Source organism: Herminiimonas fonticola, from assembly GCF_040395855.1.
Taxonomy (GTDB): domain Bacteria; phylum Pseudomonadota; class Gammaproteobacteria; order Burkholderiales; family Burkholderiaceae_D; genus Oxalicibacterium; species Oxalicibacterium fonticola_A.
The window spans coordinates 1-20,284 of the sequence record NZ_JBEBPO010000042.1 but is presented as its reverse complement, the minus strand read 5'-3'; the positions used below and the strand labels follow the sequence as shown (position 1 = coordinate 20,284).

Annotated in this window: 21 protein-coding genes; 7 read left to right on the top strand and 14 right to left on the bottom strand. The window is 55.5% G+C overall.

What is annotated here, in order from left to right; all coding sequences use genetic code 11:
• The 3 genes from ABWP27_RS07320 to ABWP27_RS07310 form a co-directional block, all read left to right on the top strand.
• Window positions 1–206 (top strand): MerR family transcriptional regulator (locus ABWP27_RS07320; protein ID WP_502905326.1); only part of this gene is annotated, 206 nt, incomplete at its 5' end.
• A gap of 205 nt (window positions 207–411) precedes the next feature.
• Window positions 412–843, top strand: a complete 432-nt coding sequence (locus tag ABWP27_RS07315) for an OsmC family protein (protein WP_353155248.1) — start codon at window positions 412–414, stop codon at window positions 841–843.
• A 247-nt stretch (window positions 844–1,090) separates the two neighbouring features.
• On the top strand, window positions 1,091–3,100 hold the full coding sequence (locus ABWP27_RS07310) for a DUF3300 domain-containing protein (protein WP_353155246.1): 2,010 nt from the start codon (window positions 1,091–1,093) through the stop codon (window positions 3,098–3,100).
• A 231-nt stretch (window positions 3,101–3,331) separates the two neighbouring features.
• Here the strand turns inward: ABWP27_RS07310 and kdpF are convergent, their stop codons facing one another.
• Window positions 3,332–3,421 carry a K(+)-transporting ATPase subunit F gene (kdpF, locus tag ABWP27_RS07305; RefSeq protein WP_353155244.1) on the bottom strand — a complete coding sequence of 30 codons (90 nt, stop codon included), beginning with the start codon at window positions 3,419–3,421 and terminating at the stop codon, window positions 3,332–3,334.
• Window positions 3,422–3,442: 21 nt separating this feature from the next.
• On the opposite strand from kdpF, the gene def reads away from it, so the two are divergent.
• Entirely contained in the window at window positions 3,443–3,955 is a 513-nt protein-coding gene (def, locus tag ABWP27_RS07300) for a peptide deformylase (RefSeq protein ID WP_353155242.1), read from the top strand.
• Window positions 3,956–4,004: 49 nt separating this feature from the next.
• On the opposite strand, the gene ABWP27_RS07295 is transcribed toward def, so the two are convergent.
• Together ABWP27_RS07295 and ABWP27_RS07290 are read right to left on the bottom strand one after the other, a co-directional pair.
• A complete protein-coding gene (locus ABWP27_RS07295; RefSeq protein ID WP_353155240.1) occupies window positions 4,005–4,334 on the bottom strand; it encodes a hypothetical protein in 330 nt (109 codons plus the stop codon).
• 119 nt (window positions 4,335–4,453) lie between these two features.
• Entirely contained in the window at window positions 4,454–5,440 is a 987-nt protein-coding gene (locus ABWP27_RS07290) for a formylglycine-generating enzyme family protein (protein WP_353155238.1), read from the bottom strand.
• A gap of 295 nt (window positions 5,441–5,735) precedes the next feature.
• On the opposite strand from ABWP27_RS07290, the gene ABWP27_RS07285 reads away from it, so the two are divergent.
• Window positions 5,736–7,307 (top strand): diguanylate cyclase, encoded by a 1,572-nt coding sequence (locus tag ABWP27_RS07285; protein ID WP_353155236.1) that lies wholly within the window; start codon window positions 5,736–5,738, stop codon window positions 7,305–7,307.
• Here the strand turns inward: ABWP27_RS07285 and ABWP27_RS07280 are convergent.
• Window positions 7,279–9,786, bottom strand: a complete 2,508-nt coding sequence (locus ABWP27_RS07280) for a penicillin-binding protein 1A (RefSeq protein ID WP_353155234.1) — start codon at window positions 9,784–9,786, stop codon at window positions 7,279–7,281. The genes ABWP27_RS07285 and ABWP27_RS07280 overlap by 29 nt on opposite strands.
• A 356-nt stretch (window positions 9,787–10,142) precedes the next feature.
• Between ABWP27_RS07280 and fdxA the strand changes: the two genes are divergently transcribed.
• The gene (gene fdxA, locus ABWP27_RS07275; protein WP_353155232.1) at window positions 10,143–10,472 is read left to right on the top strand and encodes a ferredoxin FdxA; all 330 of its coding nucleotides are present in this window, start codon (window positions 10,143–10,145) and stop codon (window positions 10,470–10,472) included.
• 131 nt (window positions 10,473–10,603) lie between these two features.
• The gene (gene fnr / locus ABWP27_RS07270; protein WP_353155230.1) at window positions 10,604–11,359 is read left to right on the top strand and encodes a fumarate/nitrate reduction transcriptional regulator Fnr; all 756 of its coding nucleotides are present in this window, start codon (window positions 10,604–10,606) and stop codon (window positions 11,357–11,359) included.
• 56 nt (window positions 11,360–11,415) lie between these two features.
• On the opposite strand, the gene ABWP27_RS07265 is transcribed toward fnr, so the two are convergent.
• The 10 genes from ABWP27_RS07265 to ABWP27_RS07220 all read right to left on the bottom strand — a co-directional run.
• Window positions 11,416–11,646, bottom strand: coding sequence for a hypothetical protein (locus ABWP27_RS07265; protein ID WP_353155228.1), 231 nt, complete (start codon window positions 11,644–11,646; stop codon window positions 11,416–11,418).
• 14 nt (window positions 11,647–11,660) lie between these two features.
• Window positions 11,661–12,200, bottom strand: coding sequence for a FixH family protein (locus ABWP27_RS07260; RefSeq protein WP_353155226.1), 540 nt, complete (start codon window positions 12,198–12,200; stop codon window positions 11,661–11,663).
• A 22-nt stretch (window positions 12,201–12,222) separates the two neighbouring features.
• Window positions 12,223–13,623, bottom strand: coding sequence for a cytochrome c oxidase accessory protein CcoG (gene ccoG, locus ABWP27_RS07255; protein WP_353155224.1), 1,401 nt, complete (start codon window positions 13,621–13,623; stop codon window positions 12,223–12,225).
• 111 nt (window positions 13,624–13,734) lie between these two features.
• Entirely contained in the window at window positions 13,735–14,673 is a 939-nt protein-coding gene (gene ccoP, locus ABWP27_RS07250) for a cytochrome-c oxidase, cbb3-type subunit III (RefSeq protein ID WP_353155222.1), read from the bottom strand.
• Window positions 14,666–14,839, bottom strand: coding sequence for a cbb3-type cytochrome oxidase subunit 3 (locus ABWP27_RS07245; RefSeq protein WP_353155220.1), 174 nt, complete (start codon window positions 14,837–14,839; stop codon window positions 14,666–14,668). Before ABWP27_RS07245 ends, ccoP begins: the two co-directional genes overlap by 8 nt.
• A 2-nt stretch (window positions 14,840–14,841) precedes the next feature.
• On the bottom strand, window positions 14,842–15,456 hold the full coding sequence (gene ccoO / locus ABWP27_RS07240; RefSeq protein WP_353155218.1) for a cytochrome-c oxidase, cbb3-type subunit II: 615 nt from the start codon (window positions 15,454–15,456) through the stop codon (window positions 14,842–14,844).
• 23 nt (window positions 15,457–15,479) lie between these two features.
• Window positions 15,480–16,907, bottom strand: coding sequence for a cytochrome-c oxidase, cbb3-type subunit I (ccoN, locus tag ABWP27_RS07235; protein ID WP_353155216.1), 1,428 nt, complete (start codon window positions 16,905–16,907; stop codon window positions 15,480–15,482).
• A gap of 356 nt (window positions 16,908–17,263) precedes the next feature.
• Window positions 17,264–17,416 (bottom strand): cbb3-type cytochrome oxidase assembly protein CcoS, encoded by a 153-nt coding sequence (gene ccoS, locus ABWP27_RS07230; protein WP_353155214.1) that lies wholly within the window; start codon window positions 17,414–17,416, stop codon window positions 17,264–17,266.
• A gap of 5 nt (window positions 17,417–17,421) precedes the next feature.
• The gene (locus tag ABWP27_RS07225) at window positions 17,422–19,980 is read right to left on the bottom strand and encodes a heavy metal translocating P-type ATPase (protein ID WP_353155212.1); all 2,559 of its coding nucleotides are present in this window, start codon (window positions 19,978–19,980) and stop codon (window positions 17,422–17,424) included.
• Window positions 19,977–20,284 (bottom strand): urease accessory protein UreH domain-containing protein (locus ABWP27_RS07220; RefSeq protein ID WP_353155210.1); only part of this gene is annotated, 308 nt, incomplete at its 5' end. The genes ABWP27_RS07220 and ABWP27_RS07225, both read right to left, overlap by 4 nt.

Genomic DNA, 20,284 nt, shown 5'->3' with positions numbered 1-20,284 from the left:
GCGTCAATACGCTGCTGGACAAGCATATCGGCCACGTCGCAGACCGCATCAGGGAACTGCAGGCACTGGAGTCGCAACTGCAGGAGTTGCGCAGCCGCTGCCTGACGGTTCAATCGACGCAGGCATGCGGCATTCTGCAAGGCCTGGCGAATGGTGACGATATTGATCCCAGGAATCTGGGATCACACTCAGGCGGTTGTCATTGAATCGTCGAACTGACCAGGCCCACGCTGCCAGCGTGAATCTGGATGCAGGCAATGATCACGCTCGTACGGCGCCATCACATTAACCATTCAAGCTGTCGCTGTCGCTTTCTCCTGATCAAGAACACATCGCCGTCGTGCAATCTTGAATGGAACCGATTCCATTTGCCGCGTTCTACTTTCACCCTCACCCTTCAAGGAGATAGAGATGCAACACACTGGATCAGCAGCATGGAAAGGCGGCATCAAGGACGGTATCGGCAGCATTTCGGTACAAACCGGCGTATTGAAGGACGCGCCGTATGGGTTCAAGGCGCGCTTTGAAGATGGCCCGGGCACCAATCCGGAAGAATTAATCGCAGCTGCGCACGCCGGATGCTTCACGATGGCCTTGTCGGGAGAACTTGGCAAGGCCGGCCTGACCGCAGACAGTCTGAATACTACTGCTGCCGTCACACTGGAAAAAGTACCCGGTGGTTTTAGCATCACCAAAATTCATCTTGATCTAGTCGGTAAAGTGCCTGGTACGGATCAAGCCGGTTTTGAAAAAATAGCGAATGATGCCAAGATCGGTTGCCCGGTATCCAAACTGTTCAAAGGCAATGCCGAGATTACATTGACCACCAGGCTGGAAAACTGATTCGCCAGCCTCTATATATCTAAATATCTGCGCATGATGATGAGACAAAAATGCCCGCTGATGCGGGTATTTTTGTCTCATCACACCGATATCAAAATGCACTTGATTGCAACTCCGAAACCATTTCACGCTGTTACAGTCGGTAACAAGCAAAAGGTCAACTCCGCAACAATCCAGTGCGTTGAAAAAGAATCAGGACAGGGCCGCAGTTGCGACTCGTCATCAGTAAAGCTGACAGGTGCACAACATGGACGTTCATCAAAACAAGTTCGCCACTTTGGTGGCCTCCTCGCTCGTCATTAGCCTGCTTGCTGTTGCCGGTTGTGGAAAAGCCGATATGAGCACGACAGCACCTCCATCCACCGCCACGACTCCTCCAGCGCCAGCCCCCTATACGCCGCCAACGGCAGAACAACTGGAGCAGATGGTGGCGCCGATTGCACTGTTTCCTGACAAACTGCTTGCGCAGGTTCTTGCCGGCTCGACCTACCCGGAGCAAATCACTGCCGCCCATCTATGGCTGGGACAAAATCCATCCTTGAAAGGCGAAGCATTGCAGAATGCCGCTAACCTGCAACCCTGGGACGTCAGCGTCAAATCATTGACCGCCTTCCCTGCCGTACTCGCGCAGATGGCAAACAACATTCCATGGACAACAGCACTCGGCGAAGCCTATGCCAACGACCCGAACGATGTGATGAATGCGATTCAGACCATGCGCTTGCGTGCACAACAATCCGGCAATCTCAAGACTTCGCCGAAAATGAGAGTGACGTCCAGCCCGCGCCTCGCGCCACCACCTGACTACGCAGATGAATCGGCTTATTACGTCATACCGCCTCCATCGGAAACCATCGTGATCGAATCGGCACAACCGGACATCGTCTATGTGCCTGACTACAATCCTGCACTTGTCTATGGTGCGCCGATTCCTGTTTATCCAAGTTACGCTTACACCCCCGGCTATAGCTCCGGTGACATGTTTGCGACCGGCATCATTTCATTCGGCATCGGCATTCTGGTTGGCAGCGCCATGCACCATCACGATGGATGGGGCTGGCATTCGTGGGATATGAATTGGGGTGGTCGCGGCCCTGGCTCCGGCCCGGATTATGGCGCCAATCATCGCTGGCATCGCCCTGCTGTGGTCTATAACAACTCGACCTATATACCGAGATCGACCACCATTATTAATCGCAACAATAATTCTTCACATATCACCAACAACTTTGACACGTCGAATAACAATGTCCCTGGCAGCAGCAATAATGCGAGCCGGCCTAATGTCAGCGGCGGCGCACCGAATTTCAGACCGCCGAGTCAGAACTTGAGTACGCGGTTGCAACATGCTCCAATCACGATTCCTCACTTCAATACTGGTGATACGCGTCCGGGAGCACGGCCAGACACAAGTAGGCCTGATGTACAGCACAGAGCCGATACTCCTCATCCTGCGCAGCAACAAAACGGGGCGATGAGCATGCCTCGCTTCAACTCTGACGATACGCGCCGGGATGCACGTTCAAATGGACTGGATACACAGCACAGCGCCAATATTCCTCGTCCTGCGCAACAGCACAATGGAGCGGTGACGGTACCTCGCGTCAATCCTGCTGATGTGCGTCCAGGCGAACGTCCCGCTATGAACGGTCCAGGCACGCAACGCAATGCGAATACTCTGCATTCAACACAAGCGCGTGATGCTCAAACGCGAGAAATGCCTCCGCACATCAATAAGCGTGGACCGGAAACACGTCCGCAATCCGAAACCGGGCAAAGATTGAATTCCAATAGATTTCAACGTCAGACTGAGCAAAACACGATCGACACGGAGAACAGACAGCAACATCCAATAGATACGGCGCCATCGCCAGACACCCTGCGTTCAACTCGCGGACCGCAAAGCGAGATGCGTCAACAACGTCTCGAGAGAGAAAATATGCCGCTACGCTCAAATCCAGAGCCTATGCAACCTCGGCCACAGGCACCGCAGCAGCAACCGCATCCACAAATATATTCCACCCCTGCTCCGCAGCAGCCTCGGTTTGAGCAGCCGCAACAACAGCATGTTCAACCCCCTCGTTTTGAACAGCCGCAGGCACCGCATGCCCAACAACCTCGGTTTGAGCCAGTACGTCCACAAATGCAACAGCAACAAGTACAGCAAGCACGCCCACAGGTCCAAGAGCCGCGCGCTCAACGGCGCGAGCAAGAACGTTCTCATCGAGCGAAAGAAGAAGATAGAAAAGAACGATAAGACCCACCTGGCAAATCAGATGGCATTTACTATTTTATTTGCCAGGTCTGGTTTCGTATTCAGTCTCGTAACTGATCAATCAGTTCCGCCGTGACGACTCGTCCTGCATTGATACTGTCAGCAGTTGTATGCAGTCAACGTCAAATGCACAATCTGACTACCTTTGGTTAAGCGAGCATCAGCAATACAGCCCAAAATGCGACAAGTCACATGATGGATTGCAAAGTCATTTTACAAATCCTCCGCTCTCACCAATGCCATCACGAGATAAATAAGCAAAGCGACCGCCACAAGCGAGCCGATTACGTAAAATACGTTCATTCTAGAGATCGCTTTATACACATGAGCAAGCTGACCATCCTGCAATACCCTGACGAACGCCTGCACACGGTTGCGCAGCCAGTCGCACAGATTGACGACCAGATTCATAAACTGGTCAGAGATATGGCGCAGACGATGTATGCGGCCGATGGCATAGGCCTGGCCGCGACACAGGTGAACGTGCACCTGCGCATCATCCTGGTTGATGTATCAGAAAAGGGAAATCAATTATTAGTATTGATCAATCCGGAAGTGATCAAGATGGGTGGCAAGGAAGAATTCGAGGAAGGATGCCTGTCCGTTCCCGATGTCTATGAAACAGTGAGTCGTGCTGCGTGGATACGCGTGCGGGCACTGGATCTGAATGGCAAACCGTTTGAATTGCAAGCCGATGGATTGAAGGCGATGTGCATCCAGCATGAGCTGGATCATCTGCAAGGCATGGTGTTCGTCGAACACTTGTCGCCCTTGAATCAAAAACGAATTTTGTCTGTCCTGGACAAACGAGCCAGATCCCGCAGCAAGGTGCGCTGACCTGCCGAGGAAGAAAAGAGCCGGGGTGGTTGATCAACCCCAGTCGGCACTAGCTCGCCAGGCGTGCTTCCACTCTTGCCATCGCACCGGTTGCCGGATGGCGCAACTTGGTAATACGCTCCACCAGAATCGTGCGGATCTGCTCCGGCTGCAAATGATGTCGCTGCAGGAAATCCTCGGACACTTCTATTTCCACCGTGACGATACCGCGCTCTTCCGCAATATCCACTGCCGTCACCTTGCCGAACATATCGATTTGCAAACCGCTCAGGGGATTGCGGATATCGAGCAGGCGCGGCTCGATTGCATTGGTGAACTGTTGCGCATTCAGCGCGCGTAAAACGGGGAAACAGCCGGTCACTTCTATTCGTGTTTTCATTTTTACCTGAATCTTGATACTTGAATCTTGATATTTGCGTCGTCACGCAGGCATCCATTTTGCCATTACTTGCCGGCTCAAGAGCATGCTACTCATTCTTGTTTGTCCGCACGAGAATTCTAGTCGGCTTCGCGCAACAGGCGCATGCCTACCAGCGTATAACGCGTATCCGGCGCATTCCAGTTGCGATAGGACGAACGGGCGTAAAACGACCATGTGTGCCATGAGCCGCCGCGACGCACACGCACGTTCCCTGTCGCCGGCCCCTGCGGATCGTTGAGCGGTGAATTGGCGTAATAGTGATCGTCATGCCAGTCGGCCGTCCACTCCCATGCATTACCGTGCATATCGTAAAGTCCGAATGCATTCGGTGCAAAACTGCCGACCGGCGATGTAAAGGCAAAATCGTCATGCCCGGCCAGCGCATAACTGGACCACCTGCCCCAGTTTTTGGCAGCGTCGGCATCGAATATATTGGCCGCACCAAGCAGCGATTGCGGATCGTCGCCGGTGTAATACTGCGTGCTGGTGCCGGCACGTGCTGCGTATTCCCATTCGGCTTCAGTAGGCAGACGATACGTTTTTCCTTCTGCCTGGCTCAGCCATTTGCACATCGCGAGCGCATCGTTCCAGGTGACGTTGACGACCGGATGATCATCGTCCTGCGAAAAACCGGGATTGCGCCATGAATATTTCGGATTGCGACCCTCGAATGCATCGCCGCGCACCGATAGTGCCGGATCGTATGCAGGGTTGTAACCGTAACCGCCGCTACCGTCGGCCTCCGATTCGGGTTGATAGCCGGAAGCCTGCAGAAAACGGCGAAACTGGCCCACAGTGACTTCATGCTGTCCCAGATAAAAGGCGCGTGTAATGCGCACCTTGTGCACCGGAGCCTCATCGCCCAGTTCCAGAAAACGTTTGCGCTCGTATTGCGGATAGGTTTTGGCAAAGGTCTCGGCAGACGCATCGCTGCCCATCATGAATTCACCGGCGGGAATCAGCACGAACTTCATGTCGATCAGGTTTTGCAGCACCGCTTCGTCCGCCCGGCTCCACAAGGGCACGCTCAACAGAGCAAGAATCAACAGAATTCGTCTGCGCATGGCGCTCCGATAATGAAGGTAGGGGAAAAATACCGGCGTATATAAACGTCAGGTGTTCAAATCAATTGTGCAACTTTAACATGCACATTCGAAAAATTTCCTCCACAGAAACTCAACCTTTTCCTTGCGATCAGTGGCACGCATGAATGCCGGAAGCAGAGAAATACACGCGCGCAAATGTGACAAATAAAATTCAATAATTTAACTTTTGACAAGAAAAATTCTGGCAAGCAAGTGAACTGGGATAAAATTCGCGCTTCCCCCGATCATAGAGCAGTCGATACTGATGCCGAGTATGAAAACGAAGCACGCGCCTACCATACGCTCCAAGCTGCTTTTACTCGTCATTGCGTGTGTAGTGCCGGCTGCGCTGATGGCAGTCGTGCTGATCACTTACGAATACCAGCGCACGCGTGACCAGTTATCGCAGACTTTGCTGGGTACGGCACGCGCCATGATGTCGGGTGTGGATCGCGATCTCGCCAGTATCGAGTCCTCGCTGGCCGCACTCGCAACCTCCTCGCATCTCCCTGCGAATGATTTGCGTGCTTTCTACGATCAGGCACATCTGGTACTGGCAAGCCGTGTTGAGGAAGACGATATCAACATCGCGCTGCTCGACATAAGCGGCAAGCAGCTTCTCAATACGCGCCGTCCATTTGGCGCAGCCCTGCCCTTGCAAAGTCAGTTTCCCGGCTTGAAGACGATCTATGAAAACGGCAAGCCAGTCATCACCGATTTATTCATCGGCCAGGTGACGCAGACTCCCATACTGGTCATTGGCGTCCCCGTTTATATAGACGGCAAGATAGCCTACAACCTGAATGCCGGCATTTTCCCTCAGCGATTCGAGAAATTGCTACAGCAGCAAAAGCTGCCTGAAGGCTGGATTGCCGCCATTTTTGACAGCAAGGGAACGATCGTCGCGCGCACCAGAGACATGGAACATTTTGTCGGTAAAAAAGCCGCGCCGGAAGTGATAGAAAATATCAGCACGAACAATGAAGAAATTTTTGCCAGTAAAACATACGATGGCGTCACCGTGCACACCGTACTTAGTCACTCGCAGATATCGAACTGGTCGCTGGCAATCGGCATTCCCAATGAAGTGCTTACGCTCGAATTGCGCAATACGCTGCTCACACTCGTTTTGGCCACGTTCATACTGCTGGCCAGCAGCCTTGCCGCAGCCTGGTTGATAGGCGGTCGCATTGCCGAGTCCATACGCGGCCTGACCGGCCCTGCGCTGGCGCTCGGCACCGGCAAGAAGGTTCATGTTCCGCCTTTGCATTTGCGCGAAGCAGATGAGGTTGGCGCATCGCTGATGCTGGCGTCTGAAATGCTGCAGTCGGCGCAACATCAAGCCAATCACGATGTGCTGACCGGTCTCGCCAATCGCGGACTATTCGATGAAATCGTCAATCAGCAGCTGGCGCTGTGTGAGCGCAATCAGACTTGCCTGTCCATTTTGTACATCGATCTGGATGGTTTCAAGGCCGTGAACGATGCGTACGGCCACGAAACCGGCGATCAAGTGCTGTGCGAAGTTGCGGCACGCCTCAAGGCAGGCGGCCGTCATTCCGATCTGGTGGCGCGTCTGGGCGGCGATGAATTTGCCATTGTGATGGTCGGCACCGGTTTGCAAGATGCCACCTGCGTTGCAGAAAAACTGGTGGAAAGCCTGTCGGTCGTTTATATCTTCGGCCGCTTGCGTGCGCATATTTCAGCCAGCATAGGCGTCGCCAGCTATCCGGATTGCGCAATGACCAGCGAAGCGCTGCTGCAGTATGCGGATCGCGCCATGTATCAGGCCAAAGGTGCAGGAAAACGCCAGGCCGTTATGGCGCCTCCGGCCGAGCAAATGTAAGCGGGCCCGAGGCAATGCGTTGGTCCGACGCAGCCTCGCCGCGATACATCTCTTCGCGCTGTTTCTCCTTCTCATCCTGATTCATGTTTCCCGGTGCAGGCTGCTCAGGCCCCGGATTGAACAGGCGTTCCCAGAATCCTTTTTCCTCATCGATATCCAGCGACCGCACCGCGTCACCGTGGGCATACTCGTCGTACATCCAGTCGCCATCGACTTGCGTGAGACCGGCTGGAACAGCGCTTGGAATTTCCGCCTTGCCGCGCAAAGCCGTCCGCATATAGTCGACCCAGATCGGCAAGGCGAGCGTACCGCCGAACTCTCTGTTACCGAGCGAACGCGGCTTGTCGTAACCCATCCATGCCACGGCCACCATGTCGCGCCCGTAACCGGCAAACCAGCCATCCATTGCATCGTTGGTGGTGCCGGTTTTCCCGGCCAGATCGCTGCGCCCCAGACGCTGGCCAGCCATATAGCCGGTGCCGGAGCGCACCACATCGCGCAGCATCGTCGTCATGATGAAGGCATTGCGCGGATCGATGGCGCGCGCGGTTTCATCGCCGGCTTGCGGATGATTCGCCTCCAGCAAGACCTTGCCGCGCACATCGACGACTTTCTGAATCAGATAAGGCGCGAGCTTGAAGCCGCCGTTTGCAAATACTGTATATGCACCAGCCATCTGCAAAGGTGTAACGGAACCGGTGCCCAGCGTCAGCGTCAGATTGGCCGGCTGCTTGTCGGCATCGAAACCGAAATGCGTCAGATGTTCGATCGCATAAGGCGGCGTAATCTTGCGCAGAATCCGGATCGAAACCAGGTTCTTCGATTTCTTCAAACCGGTGCGCATCGTTACCGGGCCGTCATACTGGCCGTTGTCATTGCCCGGATTCCAGGCCTTGCCGCCCTGCTCGCCATCCTCGGCCAGCGGCGCGTCGTTGATCAGCGTGCCAGGCGAAAAACCTTTTTCCAGCGCTGCCGAATAAACGAATGGTTTGATAGTGGAACCCGGTTGGCGCCAGGCTTGCGTGACGTGATCGAACTGGTTCAAACCAAAATCGAAACCGCCCACCATCGCCCGGATACCACCATCCTGTGCATTGACGGCAACGAAAGCAGCGGCGACTTCCGGCAATTGCGCGATGGCCCATTTCTTCTTGCTGTCCTGCAGAACACGAATCACGGAGCCCGGCTTGATTTTCTTCGCCTCGACTGCCTTCGCCGACAGTGAAGCGGCAGCAAAACGCAAACCTTCGCTGCTAATTTCAATCTCGTCATCAGCCAGCGTAACGGCTTTAACCGATTTGGCCGATACGGCAGTCACGACGGCTGCCTTCAAATCATCGCTATCCGGGTGCTTGACCAGAATGTCTTCTATCGCCTGCTGGCGATCTTCTTCATCTTTCGGCAACTCGATACCTGCTTCCGGACCGCGATAGCCATGACGCTTGTCGTAATCGAGCACGCCACGCCGCACTGCTTCATAGGCTGCATCCTGATCGGCCTTGGTCAGCGTGGTGTAAACACTCATGCCGCTGGTGTAAATGTCATCCTTGTATTGCGAATACATAAACTGTCTTACTTGTTCCGCCGCATATTCTGCATGGGTGCGGAAGCGATTGCCGTCCGCCAGCACATGGAGTTTTTCAGCCGCAGCTTTTTCATATTGCGCTTGCGTGATGAAATTCAGTTCATGCATGCGCTTGAGTATGTATTGCTGACGTTCAGTCGCACGTTTCGGATTGACCACCGGGTTGGCGCTGGCCGGCGCCTTCGGTATGCCTGCCAGCATGGCGGCTTCAGCGATGCTCAAATCCTTGATCGGCTTGCCGAAATAAATGCGCGATGCACTGCCGAAACCATAGGCGCGCTGTCCCAGATAAATCTGGTTCATGTACAACTCGAGAATCTGGTCTTTCGTCAGGTTCTGTTCTATCCGGTAAGCCAGCAATACTTCCTGCAGCTTGCGGCTATAGGTTTTCTTGCGCGTCAGCAAAAAGGTACGTGCAACCTGCATCGTGATGGTCGATGCGCCTTGCGAGCGACTGCGCACCAGATTGGCAAGACCGGCGCGTACTACGCCGAGCAGATCGACGCCGCCATGCTCATAGAAATTATTGTCTTCAATCGCGATGATCGCGTTTTTCATGCTGGCGGGGATCTGGCCGATCGAGACGAAATCGCGACGCTCTTCGCCGAATTCACCGATCAGCACATTGTCGGCGGTGTAGACACGTAACGGAATCTTGGGCCGGTAATCGGTCAAGCCATCGATAGATGGCAGATTCGGCGCAACGAAGATAAAGGTATAGGCCACCAGCAGCAAGGCTGCGCAAAAAGAGGCAATGACGGCAACAATGGCTGCCTGGCGAAGTTTGATATCGGTTGGTCGCTCTGACCAATCCACGATTGATTTAGAAATAAACGAAAAAAGCCGCAACGCGATCCCCTGTGAAGTCTTGTGCGTCGCAACTTTATCAGGCATTGCGCCATCAAGTTGAAACCATTTGTTTCTTGCAAAATTTACATTTTTGCAAATTATATACACCGCATCCGCATTGTATCTCTGTCTACCTTGCTGTCAAAAACTAGGTGCAGCTCGTTTTACGAGATTTCTTTTTCCATGAAAATTGCAGCAGATACAAGCTCAAGGTATTTACGTTAACAAGCCGGCACGAGAAAGCTGCGCAATCTGCAAAACACCAGGATGAATCAAGTCAACAAAACAACTGTAAACATGCTTTAACAGCCTGTTTTTCATGCAAATCAGATGACAAATTCGGCTATACGCCTAGCTGACGTTACAATATCGTCTGTGCCTCATTGAATGGAATGGAGAAAATGCCTTTTGTCGTTACCGAATCATGCATTCAATGCAAATATACCGATTGCGTGGCGGTGTGTCCGATGGACTGCTTTTTCGAAGGGCCTAATTTTCTCGCGATCAATCCGGATGAGTGCATAGATTGTTCAGTGTGCGTGCCTGAATGCCCGGTTAATGCGATCATTAATGCGGCGGAAATCTCGCCTGAGCAGCAACATTTTGTCGAACTGAACCGGACGCTTTCCCGGCATCCGGACTGGAAACGTATCAGACAGCAGAAGGAACCGCTACCCGAGCATGCAAAATGGGCGGAGCTTAAAGATAAACTGCCCTTGCTGCTGGTTTGAAAAAGTAATAAACGCAGATCGTTATATATCGGTTTGGAAGCACTGCTAACAGGCATCGCCAAACATCCCGATTGCAACGGATATAACCACTCAATATTTGCCACATTACTTTCAGGATACATGACCAAGATATGAGCACACCCTCTCCCGACCTTAGCCCGGCACTCACCGTCAGTGCTGTTCGCGCCAGTTGCTCTACATGCAGCATGCACCAGTTGTGCCTGCCGATGGGACTGGGTGAAAACGATATGGATAAGCTGGACCAGATCATAGGTCGCCGCCGCAAAGTACCGCGCGATGGATACCTGTACCGGATGGATGATCCGTTTACCAATCTGTATGCGGTGCGCGTCGGCCATTTCAAGACTTACCAGATCAATGCCGGCGGTGAACAGCAAATCACCGGTTTCCAGATGGCGGGAGAATTGCTGGGCATGGATGCGATCAGTACAGATCGCCATCATTGCGATGCGATTGCGCTGGAAGACAGTGAAGTCTGCGAAATTCCATTTCCGCGTCTGGAAGAATTGTTCAGCAGCATGCCTGTTCTGCTGCGCCACTTTCATCGCATGATGAGCCAGGAAATCACGCGCGAGCAAAGCGTCATGCTCCTGCTCGGCAATATGCGCGCCGAACAGCGCTTCGCAGCGTTCCTGGTCAATCTGGCTTCGCGCTACATGGCGCGCGGCTATTCCTCAACCAGCTTCCAGTTGCGGATGTCGCGCGAGGATATCGGCAACTATCTGGGCCTGACGATAGAAAGCATCAGTCGTCTGCTGTCCAAGTTCAAGAAACAGGGTTTGCTGAAAGTGAGCAATCGCGAAATCGAATTGCTCGATCCGGTCACCCTGAAGGCCATGGCCGCCGGCACCGAAACCTGCGGCTGATTGCCGCAGCCAATCGCAGCGGCCGGCTGCCGCATCAGTGGCACTAGCCTATCGCGTCATCCGGCTTTTTTCGGCTCTTCGTTCAGATAAAGCGTCAGGAAACTGGAGAGCGCGCAGAACAGCCACAGGGCAAAGAATCCTATCGTATAGGCGGCCATAGGCTGCAAGACGGTCTTGCTGTTGCTGAACGTCAGCAGATAGGGATCGAACACAGAGAAAAACAGACCTTCCGCCACAATCGCAGCGAGAAAAGACGGCCATAGAACGATCATCAACAGTCGTCGCATTGCGTGCTCCCCTTTTATTTTTTCACTGCCTCATCTGCTTCAATCGCGATCTTGCGGTCTGCCGGCCATGACCAGTGACCGTTCAGACGCCAATCGCGTTGTTCATTTTCGACCAGGACCTGCCAGCGCCCCAACTCGAGCACAGGTAATGCTACTGCAAAATTTCCGTTTTGATCCGGCCGCAGCAACAGCACGATGTCTTTTTCCGGAATGGTGGCGTGGATCAGGCGCACGTTGATGTTGCCGGTGGCTTGCCTGGCCGTATTCGCCACGCTGCCTGTCAACATGCGAGTCGGCGTATCGTACTGCGCGCTAAAACGCACGCCGAGATCGCTGGCCACGCGATCGCGCCGCAGATCCTGATTGATCGCCTTGCCCTGCTTGTAGTAATCGTCGACCACCAGTGCATCCTGCCGGGAGGCGGCAATCCAGATCGTGATGCTGCCGGCGATGACCACGATGAACGGCCCCAGCATCAGCAGCCACGGCCAGCGATGTGTATACCAGGGTCCTTCATTTACGGCCTGGTTCAGTAGCGGTGCAGTACGTGCCATCATATTTTCCTTTTCTTGCCTATCAGCGCGGCACAAAAAATACCGCCTCTTCGGTGACTTGCAGGCGGCGGTCATCCACCGCTTGCAGCGTCACGCTAATCTTGTTGGAACCCGGTTCGCCCTGCCCCTGATCGGTGCGCAGGCGTATCGGTACGGCGCGTGTTTCAGTCGCAGCCAGATCGACTTCATCCGGTGTGACCAGGCGCAGTGATTCTATGCCGTACACGCTGATGCGATAACGATGCGCAGATTCGGAGGTGTTCATGATCTGCAGGCGGTAGACATTTTCTATCATCCCGTCTTCCACTTCACGGCCCATTGCGCCGCGATCGCGGATCACGTCGAGTTTGAGCGGCGTACGCAGTGCCAGCGTGGTGAAGAATACAATCACGATCGCCAGCAGGATGGTGGTATAAATCAGCACCCGCGGCCGGAAGGCGCGGCGCCGCACCTCTTTCGTTGACAGATTATTCGTCAGCGCATTATCGGTTGAGTAACGTATCAGCCCGCGCGGCGAACCTACCTTGTCCATCACGGAGTTGCACGCATCCACACAGGCGGCGCAACCTATGCATTCATATTGCAGGCCGTCGCGAATATCGATGCCAACCGGGCACACCTGTACGCACATGGTGCAGTCTATGCAGTCGCCCAGCTTTTTGTCCGCCTCGTCGGCGTTCTTGTTCGGCATGCCACGCGGTTCGCCACGTTTCTGATCGTAGGTAATGATCAGCGAATCCTTGTCGAACATCGAGCTCTGGAAACGCGCATAGGGGCACATGTATTTGCACACCTGTTCGCGCAGCCAGCCGGCGTTGCCGTAGGTGGCCAGTGCGTAAAACAGAATCCAGAACAACTCCCAGGGGCCCAGTCCCAGATTCAGCACTTTCTGCAACAGGGTATGAATCGGCGTGAAATAGGCGACGAAGGTGAAGCCGGTCCACAAGGCAACGCCACCCCAGGCCATGTGCTTGGCGGTTTTCTTGGCAAATTTGGAAAAGGACGCAGGCTGCTTGTCCAGCCGCATGCGGGCGCTGCGCTTGCCTTCTATCATCCGTTCTATCCACAGGAAGATTTCCGTGTAGACGGTTTGCGGACAGGCAAAGCCGCACCAGACGCGGCCTGCGATGGCAGTGACCAGAAACAGCAGGTAAGCCGCAATGATGAGCAGCGCGGCAAGATAGATGAAATCCTGCGGCCACAGCACGATACCGAAAATATAGAATTTGCGTGCCGTCAGATCGAACAGCAGCGCCTGCCTGCCATTCCAGTTCAGCCAGGGCAAACCATAGAACGCCAGTTGCGTCAGCCATACGCACAACCAGCGCAAGGTAGCGTAGCGACCCTTGGTCTCGCGCGGATAAATTTCCTCGCGCGCCGCATACATCTGGATGACTGAGACTTCCGGATCGCTGCTGCTCATATTCTTTCCATTACGCATACTGCTTTATAAAACAATGCGGCAAGCTGGCTGCCTGATGAAACTCGGCGATGGGGAAGAAGACCAGCCTGCGCCGGCCTCCTTCCCCGCCTATCATTTGCTTGCGCTCTCGGCCTTGGGCTGGTTCGACAGACTCCATACATAGGCGGCCAGTACATGTACCTTGGCCTCGCCGAGGAAGTCGTCGAACGCCGGCATCATGCTGTCGCGCCCTTTGCGGATGGTCTCCATCACGCTATTCGTGCTGCCGCCATGCAGCCACACCTTGTCCGTCAGATTTGGTGCGCCCAGTGCCTGATTACCCTTGCCGTCTGCACCGTGGCAGGCTGCGCAGGCGGCAAATTTTGGCTTGCCGAATACCGTCTTGATAGGATCGGAATTGGCACCCGACAGGCTCAGTACGTAATGCGTGAGGTTTTCCACATCCTTATCCGAACCGACTGCAGCGCCCATAGGCGGCATGATGCCGTGACGCCCTTTCAGGATGGTCGTCTTGATGACATCCGGCTCGCCACCGTACAGCCAGTCCTTGTCTGTCAGGTTGGGAAAACCCTTGTTGCCGCGTGCATCCGAGCCGTGGCATTGCGCGCAGTAATTCAGGAACAGGCGTTCGCCTATGACTTGCGCCTGCGGATCGGCAGCCACGACTTTCAGATCCTGCTGCTGGTACTTGTTGAACAGCGGGCCATATTCAGCGTCGGCTTTTTTCAGCTCGGTCTCATATTCTCCGCTCGATTTCCAGCCCAGCTTGCCGGCATAGGTGCCGAGTCCCGGATACAGGAACAGATAGGCCAGAGCGAATACGATCGTGAGGTAGAACAGCCACATCCACCAGCGCGGCATCGGCGTATTCAGTTCGGTCAGGTCCTCATCCCAGACATGGCCGGTGGTTTCCATCTGCTGGGTGGAACCGGGCTCCCGCTTGATCTTCACTTTCGATTGCGACCACAGCAGCAAGCCGCAGCCGAAGATGCCGAGCAGAGTCAGCACCGTGATGTAGATACTCCAGAAACCATTGGTGAAATCAGACATGGCTGCCCTCCGCTTTTTCCCTGTCTTCCTCGTCTGCAAACGGCGCACGGGCTACCGCATCGAAATCGCTGCCGCGATGCAGGATGAAGGTCCAGGCCAGAATGCCGATGAAGGTCAAAAAACTTACTACTGTCATGATGCTGCTGGCATCGATGGAAATATTCATGATTAGCGTCTCGTCTTGATCAAAGTGCCCAATCCCTGCAGATATGCAACCAGTGCATCCTGCTCCGTCTTGCCCGCCAGTTCGTCCGGTGCTGCCTTGACTTCATCTTCGGTGTAAGGCACGCCGAGCCGTCGCAATGCATTCATCTTGGGAATGATTTCTTCCGGCACCAGCTTGGTTTTTGCCAGCCACGGGTAGCCGGGCATATTTGATTCCGGCACCACATGGCGCGGATTATCCAGATGAATACGATGCCATTCATCGCTGTAACGGCCGCCCACGCGCGCCAGATCCGGGCCGGTGCGTTTCGAGCCCCACTGGAACGGACGGTCGTAGACGAATTCGCCGGCGACCGAATAATGGCCATAGCGTTCGGTCTCGGCGCGGAATGGACGGATCATTTGCGAGTGGCAGTTGTAGCAGCCTTCACGGGTGTAAATATCGCGCCCGGCCAGACGCAGCGGCGAGTACGGCTTCAATCCGGCGACCGGTTCGGTAGTCGATTTCTGGAAGAACAGCGGCACGATTTCTACCGCACCGCCGACGCTGACCACCAGTGTCACCAGCGCGATCAGCAGCCAGGGATTCTTCTCTATCCATTCATGTGAAAATTTCATTCAGTTGCTCCTTGATCTGTGAGTTACGCGTGTGCCGCAACGACATCCGGAATGCGGGCGTGCACCGCCTCACCATCGCGCATCGTCATCCATGAGTTGTAAGCCATCAGCAGCATGCCCGACAGGTACAGCGCACCGCCGGTAAAGCGGATCACGTAATACGGATACGTTGCCTTCACGCTTTCGACAAAGGTATAAGTCAGGGTGCCGTCAGGATTGACTGCACGCCACATCAGGCCCTGCATCACGCCGGCAATCCACATCGAGGCGATGTACAGCACGATGCCGATGGTGGCGACCCAGAAATGGGTTTCAATCAGACGCGTACTCCACATTTCCTTCTTGCCGCACAGGCGCGGAATCAGGTAATAGATGGAACCCATGGTGATGAAGCCGACCCAGCCGAGCGCACCCGCATGGACGTGGGCGATACCCCAGTCGGTGTAATGCGACAGCGCATTCACGGTCTTGATCGACATCATCGGACCTTCAAACGTCGCCATGCCGTAGAAGGACAGCGAGACGATGAGGAATTTGAGAATAGGGTCGGAACGCAGTTTGTGCCATGCGCCGGACAGCGTCATCATGCCGTTGATCATGCCGCCCCAGCTTGGCGCCAGCAGAATCAGCGAGAACACCATGCCGACCGATTGCGTCCAGTCCGGCAATGCCGTGTAGTGCAGGTGATGCGGGCCTGCCCACATATAGGTAAAGATCAGCGCCCAGAAGTGGACGATGGACAGGCGGTACGAATACACCGGACGTTCCGCCTGTTTTGGAATGAAGTAGTACACCATGCCGAGGTAACCGGCGGTGAGGATGAAACCGACTGCGTTATGGCCGTACCACCACTGGATCATCGCATCCTGCACGCCTGAATATGCCGAGTACGATTTGCCTATCGATGCCGGCATGCTGATGCCGTTGACGATGTGCAGCAAGGCGACGGCAAGGATGTAGCCGCCGAAAAACCAGTTGGCCACATAGATGTGCGCAACCTTGCGCTTGATGATGGTGCCGAAAAACACCACCGCGTAGGCAACCCAGACGATGGTGATCAGGATCGTGATCGGCCATTCCAGTTCTGCGTATTCCTTGGCACGTGTCCAGCCCATAGGCAGCGTGATGACGGCCAGAACCAGCACCAGCTGCCAGCCCCAGAAAGTAAACGCAGCCAATTTGTCGCAAAACAGGCGTACCTGGCAGGTGCGCTGCACGACGTAATAGGAGGTGGCGAACAGACCGCAAATACCGAAGGCAAAGATCACGCCATTCGTGTGCAGGGGGCGCAGGCGCCCGTAAGACAGCCAGGGAATATCGAAATTGAGTGCCGGCCAGGCCAGCTGTGCGGCGATGAAAACGCCAACCAGCATCCCGATCACGCCCCATACGACGGTGGCGATCGCGAACTGCTTGACGACCTTGTAATTATAGTTAAGTGCCGTATCCACTGAACCTTCTCCCTAGAGTGCAACGATGATGCCGCAAGGGTAAGGCCGAGTGCCGTGTGATATTTTGATTTGCATCAAATCGGCGTCAAACAGAAGAGACAAACTACCGGTTTCGTCTCGCATGTACACAGCACGGAGTGGCTGGAAGCGGAATCCGGCTATTCCACACGCTATTTTTGCGGCCTGCAGAAAATGAACTGCTGACGGTCGCGACGAATCGGCAGGTGAATTGCCGGCCCGATTGACAACCGGATCGTGTGCGGACTCTTATATCGACAGCGTTTGTTTGCAATGCCGGCCATGCACGGTGATTCGTGGCAAATGCGCAAGCCGCAACATGAAAAATGGAACAGCTATCACTGCCCCGGACGGTCGTCGTCCTGCAGGATGCGGGCGCCCGGCCCTTTCAGGTCGTCGAACTGTCCGCTATCGGAGGCACGGAAAAATACCCAGATTGCCAGGAACACAATCAGAATGCTGAGCGGGATCAAAAGGTACAAGGCTTCCATGTGCTTCAGTTTACCCCTGGCTCTGCGATGGCGGCAATGCCGTTTGGATGTTCTGCTTTTTCCGGCACCGACTGATCATCATGCGTACGCGGAATGCGGCGCAGGCGCAGTGCGTTGAGCACGACAACCGCCGAACTGAGCGACATGCCGACGCCGGACATCCATGGATTGATCCAGCCTATCGCCGCTGCCGGAATCGCCAGCAGGTTGTAGCAGGTCGCCCAGAACAGGTTTTGCCGGATCACGTGCATGGTTTTGATCGCGACCTCCGAAGCATTTGCGATGGCGGCAAGATGCGGCGACAGCAAAACGGTATCGGCATGCGTCTGCGCCAGCGCCGCCCCTGAGCCCATCGCAAACGATACATCGGCGGCACGCAGTACGGCAGCGTCGTTGATGCCGTCGCCGACCATCGCCACGATACCGCCCTTCCGCTGCAGCTCTTGCACGAAGGCCAGTTTCTGTTCGGGCAGACAGCTGCCATGCGCTTCTGCAATCCCGAGTTCAGACGCCACATGCTGCGCGACATCCGCTTGATCGCCGCTGAGCAGGATAACGATTTTTCCCAGCCGTTTGAAATACGCGACCACCTCGCGCGCATCCTCGCGCACCGCATCAGTCAGATCGAAGCGCGCCAGCCATGTGCCACTGCTGCCGAGATAGACTGAGGTCATGCCGGTGCTGCTTTGGTGATCGATGCTGCGTCCGGCCAGTTCGCCGACGAAGACGGCATTGCCGAGCCGGAAGCGAACCCCGTCTATCACGCCTTCCAGGCCTTGCCCTGTCGTATAACTGACATCATGCGCAACCTGCGTTGTCTCCGTCGTTGCGACGGCTGAGGCGGCGGCAACAATGGCTTGCGCCAGTGGATGTGCATTCGAGGTTTCCAGCGCAGCGGCGATCTGCAGACAGTCATTGCGCTCGATACTGGCGAAGGCATGCACGTTTTGCAGCACCGGTTTGCCTACCGTCAGCGTGCCGGTTTTATCAAATACGATGTGCGTCGTGCGATGCAGGATTTCCAGCACATGCGGCTGCACGATCAATACGCCTTGCCGCACCAGCCGGTCGGTAGCGGCCGCCAGCGCAGTCGGCGTGGCGAGCGACAGTGCGCATGGGCAGGAGACGACCAGCACGGCAATTGCAATCGGCCAGGCGCGCGCCGGATCGTGCCACTGCCAGAAGACAAAGACGGCAAGGGCAAACAATAGCAAGGCAGCGACAAACCATGCCGCTACGCGATCGGCCCACAGCGCAATCTGCGGCTTGGCATTCCCTGCCCGTTCGATCAGCCGTATCAGTTGCGACAAGGTGCTGTCCGCTGCCACCTTGCTGACGCGCAGCACGATGGCTTGCGTGATGTTGATGGCACCGCCCGGCAAAATATCGCCGACGTTTTTTTTCAGGGCTGCACTTTCGCCGGTCAGCAAGGACATGTCGATCGCGCTCGCGCCCTCGACGATCTCGCCATCGGCGGCAATGGCTTCGCCCGGCTTGACCAGAATGAAGTCGCCGGCACACAACTGGGTTGCCGCCACCATGCTGCATTCGCGCTGCGCCGGATAGCCGCTCATGCGTGCGGCGGCAGCCGGCAAGGCATGCTGCAGCTTTTCCAGCGCTCCGGCCGCCTTGCGACGCGCTATCAATTCCAGATAGCGACTGCACAGCAGCAGGAAGATGAACATCGTGACGGAATCGAAATACACATCGCCGTCACCGCGCAATACGGCGACCACACTGCCGATAAAAGCGGCACCTATGCCGAGTGCAACCGGCACATCCATGCCCAGTGCACGCTGCCGCAGGCTGGCATAAGCGCCACGGAAAAACGGCAAGGCCGAATAACAGACGGCGGGCAGCGTCAGCAACAGGCTGGCCCAGCGCATCAGTGTGTCCATGTCGCTTTCCAGTGTGCCGTCATGCGTGATATAGGCCGGCACTGCGTACATCATCACCTGCATCATCGACAAACCGGCAACGAATAACTGGCGCGACAGCGTGCGGCTGGCGCGACGCAGTTGCGCGTCATGCCTGGCCGCATCATAGGGATAGGCCACATAACCGATATCGCGCACTGCCTGCAAAACGTCGCTCGGCTTGCACAACTCCTTTTGCCAGCGCACATACAGCCTTTCGGTCGCCACATTCAGATTGACCGCTTGCAGACCGGGCAGGCGCGCCAGCCGGCGTTCGATCAGCCAGACGCAGGCAGCGCAGCGTATGCCTTCGATGGACAGCGTCGCTTCCGCACTTTCTTCATTCAGGTCGAATTTTTTTTGCGCTTCCGGCAGATCGTAGAGCAGCAGTTCGGGCGGGATTAGCGCCGCACTATCGGCGGTGGCGGAAAATGCGGAACGCGTGCGGTAATAATCGGCAAGTCCCATCTCGACGATGGTTTGCGCCGCCGCCTGACAACCGGGGCAGCACATGTCGCGATGCTGGCCGTCAATCTCGACCGGCCAGTGCGCCGCAGTCGGCAAGGGCAAACCACAGTGATAGCAGCCGTCGAAAGTCGTTGCGCTTTGCACGACCGAATTGGTTTCGGCTTCCGTATGTGCGTTCATCTATGCAGCCCCGCTGCCTGCGGCGTAATGCAAAACGCATCCAGCAAGCCACCTGAAATGTCGCCTGACAGACCGCCGGCAGCACGCAGCAATCCGAGTACGCCAAAGGCCAGAACGATGAGGCCACAGGCTATCCGCACCTTGCGTTTTTGCGCCAGCATGCGCAGGCGCGCACCGACCAGTCCCAGGCTCAGCATCGCCGGCAAGGTGCCGAGCCCGAAAGCCAGCATCACCAGCGCACCGGACAGTGCAGAGCCGGAAAACATCGCTGTCAGCAGCACGCTGTACACCATGCCGCACGGCA

Coding starts and splice junctions, on each gene's coding strand:
- ABWP27_RS07315 (WP_353155248.1), top strand. CDS start 412: ATGCAACACACTGGATCAGCAGCATGGAAAGGCGGCATCAAGGACGGT.
- ABWP27_RS07310 (WP_353155246.1), top strand. CDS start 1,091: ATGGACGTTCATCAAAACAAGTTCGCCACTTTGGTGGCCTCCTCGCTC.
- kdpF (WP_353155244.1), bottom strand. CDS start 3,421: ATGAACGTATTTTACGTAATCGGCTCGCTTGTGGCGGTCGCTTTGCTT.
- def (WP_353155242.1), top strand. CDS start 3,443: ATGAGCAAGCTGACCATCCTGCAATACCCTGACGAACGCCTGCACACG.
- ABWP27_RS07295 (WP_353155240.1), bottom strand. CDS start 4,334: ATGAAAACACGAATAGAAGTGACCGGCTGTTTCCCCGTTTTACGCGCG.
- ABWP27_RS07290 (WP_353155238.1), bottom strand. CDS start 5,440: ATGCGCAGACGAATTCTGTTGATTCTTGCTCTGTTGAGCGTGCCCTTG.
- ABWP27_RS07285 (WP_353155236.1), top strand. CDS start 5,736: ATGAAAACGAAGCACGCGCCTACCATACGCTCCAAGCTGCTTTTACTC.
- ABWP27_RS07280 (WP_353155234.1), bottom strand. CDS start 9,786: ATGCCTGATAAAGTTGCGACGCACAAGACTTCACAGGGGATCGCGTTG.
- fdxA (WP_353155232.1), top strand. CDS start 10,143: ATGCCTTTTGTCGTTACCGAATCATGCATTCAATGCAAATATACCGAT.
- fnr (WP_353155230.1), top strand. CDS start 10,604: ATGAGCACACCCTCTCCCGACCTTAGCCCGGCACTCACCGTCAGTGCT.
- ABWP27_RS07265 (WP_353155228.1), bottom strand. CDS start 11,646: ATGCGACGACTGTTGATGATCGTTCTATGGCCGTCTTTTCTCGCTGCG.
- ABWP27_RS07260 (WP_353155226.1), bottom strand. CDS start 12,200: ATGGCACGTACTGCACCGCTACTGAACCAGGCCGTAAATGAAGGACCC.
- ccoG (WP_353155224.1), bottom strand. CDS start 13,623: ATGAGCAGCAGCGATCCGGAAGTCTCAGTCATCCAGATGTATGCGGCG.
- ccoP (WP_353155222.1), bottom strand. CDS start 14,673: ATGTCTGATTTCACCAATGGTTTCTGGAGTATCTACATCACGGTGCTG.
- ABWP27_RS07245 (WP_353155220.1), bottom strand. CDS start 14,839: ATGAATATTTCCATCGATGCCAGCAGCATCATGACAGTAGTAAGTTTT.
- ccoO (WP_353155218.1), bottom strand. CDS start 15,456: ATGAAATTTTCACATGAATGGATAGAGAAGAATCCCTGGCTGCTGATC.
- ccoS (WP_353155214.1), bottom strand. CDS start 17,416: ATGGAAGCCTTGTACCTTTTGATCCCGCTCAGCATTCTGATTGTGTTC.
- ABWP27_RS07225 (WP_353155212.1), bottom strand. CDS start 19,980: ATGAACGCACATACGGAAGCCGAAACCAATTCGGTCGTGCAAAGCGCA.